This is a genomic window from Streptomyces sp. XM83C, from assembly GCF_023072675.1.
GTDB classification, from domain to species: Bacteria; Actinomycetota; Actinomycetes; order Streptomycetales; family Streptomycetaceae; genus Streptomyces; species Streptomyces thermocoprophilus.
In genome coordinates, this window is record NZ_JALLGL010000463.1 from 1 (window position 1) to 3,328 (window position 3,328).

At 72.8% G+C, this 3,328-nt stretch carries 3 protein-coding genes; all 3 read left to right on the top strand.

The genetic code is table 11. The features are described 5' to 3' along the window. The first annotated feature begins 363 nt into the window (after nt 1–363). The 3 genes from MTQ10_RS29200 (at nt 364) to MTQ10_RS29210 (ending at nt 3,033) form a co-directional block, all read left to right on the top strand. Nucleotides 364–1,665 (top strand): MFS transporter, encoded by a 1,302-nt coding sequence (locus MTQ10_RS29200; RefSeq protein WP_247473399.1) that lies wholly within the window; start codon nt 364–366, stop codon nt 1,663–1,665. A gap of 67 nt (nt 1,666–1,732) precedes the next feature. Beyond that, a complete protein-coding gene (locus MTQ10_RS29205; RefSeq protein ID WP_247473400.1) occupies nt 1,733–2,029 on the top strand; it encodes an FmdB family zinc ribbon protein in 297 nt (98 codons plus the stop codon). Nucleotides 2,030–2,199: 170 nt separating this feature from the next. Further along, nucleotides 2,200–3,033: an S-methyl-5'-thioadenosine phosphorylase gene (locus MTQ10_RS29210; RefSeq protein ID WP_247473401.1), complete on the top strand. Its 834-nt coding sequence runs from the start codon at nt 2,200–2,202 to the stop codon at nt 3,031–3,033. Nucleotides 3,034–3,328: the final 295 nt, after the last annotated feature.

Sequence of the window (3,328 nt, forward strand, 5' to 3'; positions counted from 1 at the left end):
GGAAATGTGTATAAGGGACAGCGCCGGAAGGGCGCGGGGTCCGGGCGGCTCGTATCCCGGGGGCCGGACGGCTCGTACGAGGCGCCCCCAAGGGCGTGCGGCGCATACGCCGGGCATTCCCAGGCGGGTAGGGCGATGGTGCTCGCTTTCACAGGGGTGCCCGCCGAAGATCCCTGTACGATAAAGGCGCACCCAGATCGAACCAACTCTGCCTGATGCAGAGCTGGCGCGACCGTATGGCGGCCGGGCGCCCTCCGTGATGGGCGCCGGTATCTACCGCAGTCCGCGCAAGAGGACAGCTCTCGGCGCACGCGCCCCCTCACCGGGCGGCGCGCGCTACCAGGCGGCGGAAAGGCACGGGCCGTGGCATCCACGGTCACCCACGACACCCACGAAGCGGAGAAGACGCCGGCGACCCCGCGTCCGGGGTACGGACAGCTGCTGCGCACTCGCGGCGCATGGACGTTCCTGCTCCCCGGCTTCGCGGCACGTCAGCCGTTCGCGATGCTGACCATCTCCATCGTGCTGCTGGTGCAGCACACCACCGGCTCGTACGGCGCGGCCGGCGCCGCCGCGGCCGTCACCGGCGTGTCCATGGCGCTGTTCGCGCCCTACAGCGGCCGGCTCGCCGACCGCTACGGCCAGCGTTCCGTACTGGTCCCCGGTGTGATCGTGCACGCCGTGGCCGGGCTCACCCTGACCTCCCTCGCCCTCGCGCACGCACCCCTGTGGGCGCTGTTCGCGGCGGCGGTGCCGACGGGCGCCTCCGTGCCGCAGGTCGGCCCGATGGTGCGGGCCCGCTGGGGCGTGAAGCTGAAGGACTCGCCGCTGATGACCACGGCGGCTGCCTTCGAGTCGGTCACGGACGAGCTGACCTTCGTCGTCGGCCCGCTGCTCGCGACCGCGCTGTGCACGGCCGTCGCCCCGGCCGCGGGCCTGGTCACGGAGGCCGGGCTCACCCTCGTCGGCGGCCTGCTGTTCGCCGCGCAGAAGAGCACCCAGCCCGACGTCCGCCCGGCGGCGGGCCACGCGCGCGTGGAGCACACGTCCGCTCTGCGGGTGCCCGGTGTGCGCGTGCTGATCGTGACGTTCCTCGGCATCGGCTCCGTCTTCGGCGGTATGCAGGTCTCGCTGGCCGCGTTCACCGAGTCCATCGGCGAGCCCGGCCTGAACGGCGTGCTGTACGGCGTCTTCGCCGCGGGCAACATGCTCTCCGGCATCGTGTGCGGCGCGATCGCCTGGAAGGTCGCCCCGCACCGGCGTCTCGTCCTCGGGTACGCGGCGCTCGCGCTGGCCGCGTCCGCCCTGTGGACGGCCCACTCCGCTCTGCTGCTGGGCGCGCTCGGCCTGCTGGTCGGCATGTGCATCGCGCCGTCGCTGATCACCGGCTACACGCTGGTGGAGAAGCTGGTCCCGGCCGGTGCGCGCACCGAGGCGTTCACCTGGCTGACCGGTGCCGTCGCGCTCGGACAGGCCGCCGCCGTCACCGTCGCCGGGCAGCTGGAGGACCGCTTCTGGGACGGCGCCGGGTTCCTCGTCCCGATGGGCGGCACGCTGCTCGCCCTGGGCACGCTGCTGGCGCTGCGTTCCCGGCTGGTGGCACAGTCCGCCGGGCGGACAGTCGCACGTGGCGTCGGTCACCGCGTGCCGGTGACAGTGGACTGAACCCGCGGAATACGTCACTATGGACCGTCGTTAGCACTCATCGAGTGAGAGTGCCAGGAGGAAGACAGTGCCCACCTATCAGTACCAGTGCACCGAGTGCGGCGAGGGCCTCGAGGCGGTGCAGAAGTTCACCGACGACGCCCTGACCGTGTGCCCCAGCTGCAACGGGCGCCTGAAGAAGGTGTTCTCAGCGGTCGGCATTGTCTTCAAGGGCTCCGGCTTCTACCGCAACGACAGCCGCGGCGCGTCGTCCAGCAGCTCGCCGGCCTCGTCGAAGTCGTCCTCTTCTTCGTCGTCGTCCTCGTCCTCGTCTTCTTCGGACTCGTCGTCGTCCAGCACCTCGACGGGCTCCACCGCCGCCTGAGACGCCGAGGCGTCCGAGGCTGCCGGGGACGTCCGAGACCCCGAGGACCCCTGAGCACCTGAGGCACCTCACCGGGCTCCACAGCGCTTGCCGGACCCCGCCGTCATGGACGGTGGGGTCCGTGGCATGTGCGGGGCAGGTCCGAGGGCCGTCCCGTTAGGGTGCGTGTCATGGCTGACGCAGAGATCGGTGTAATCGGCGGTTCCGGGTTCTACTCGTTCCTCGACGACGTGAGCGAGGTGAAGGTCGACACGCCCTACGGGCCGCCCAGCGACTCCCTCTTCCTCGGCGAGATCGCCGGCCGGCGGGTCGCGTTCCTGCCCCGGCACGGCCGCGACCACCATCTTCCGCCGCACCGGATCAACTACCGCGCCAATCTGTGGGCGCTGCGCTCGGTCGGCGTGCGCCAGGTCCTCGGGCCGTGCGCGGTCGGCGGTCTGCGCCCCGAGTACGGGCCGGGCACGCTGCTCGTGCCGGACCAGCTGGTGGACCGCACCAAGTCACGCGCCAACACCTACTTCGACGGGCTGCCGCTGCCCGACGGCACCGTGCCGAACGTGGTGCATGTGTCCCTGGCGGACCCCTACTGCCCGACGGGGCGGGCCGCCGCGCTGAAGGCCGCGCGGGGCCGTGACTGGGAGCCGGTGGACGGCGGAACACTGGTGGTCGTCGAGGGGCCGCGTTTCTCCACCCGCGCCGAGTCGCTGTGGCATCAGGCGCAGGGCTGGTCCGTGGTGGGCATGACCGGGCACCCGGAGGCGGCACTCGCCCGTGAGCTGGAGCTCTGTTACACGTCCCTGACGCTCGTCACGGACCTGGACGCGGGCGCCGAGACCGGCGAGGGCGTCTCCCACGACGAGGTGCTGCGGGTGTTCGCGGCCAATGTGGACCGGCTGCGCGGCGTCCTGTTCGACGCGGTGGCCGCCCTGCCGTCGAACGACGAGCGGGACTGCCTGTGCACCGGGGCGCTCGGCGGGATGGACCCGGGGTTCGCACTGCCGTAGGGCAGCACGGCCGGGGCTGCCGGCCCCGAGGGCTCCAGGGGACGTGGGACGGGCGACCGGCGACGGGTGGCGGGGATCGCGGCGACGGACGACGGCAACCGGCGCCGGGCGGCGGGCGGCGGGAACGGGCGACGGCGGCAGAAACCGGCGGGCGACGGGCAGCGGGCGGCGGGAACCGGCGACGGCGGCAGAAACCGGCGGGCGACGGGCAGCGGCGACGGCGGCAGAAACCGGCGGGCGACGGGCAGCGGGCGGCGGGAACCGGCGACGGCGGCAGAAACCGGCGGGCGGCGGC

Coding starts and splice junctions, on each gene's coding strand:
- MTQ10_RS29210 (WP_247473401.1), top strand. CDS start 2,200: ATGGCTGACGCAGAGATCGGTGTAATCGGCGGTTCCGGGTTCTACTCG.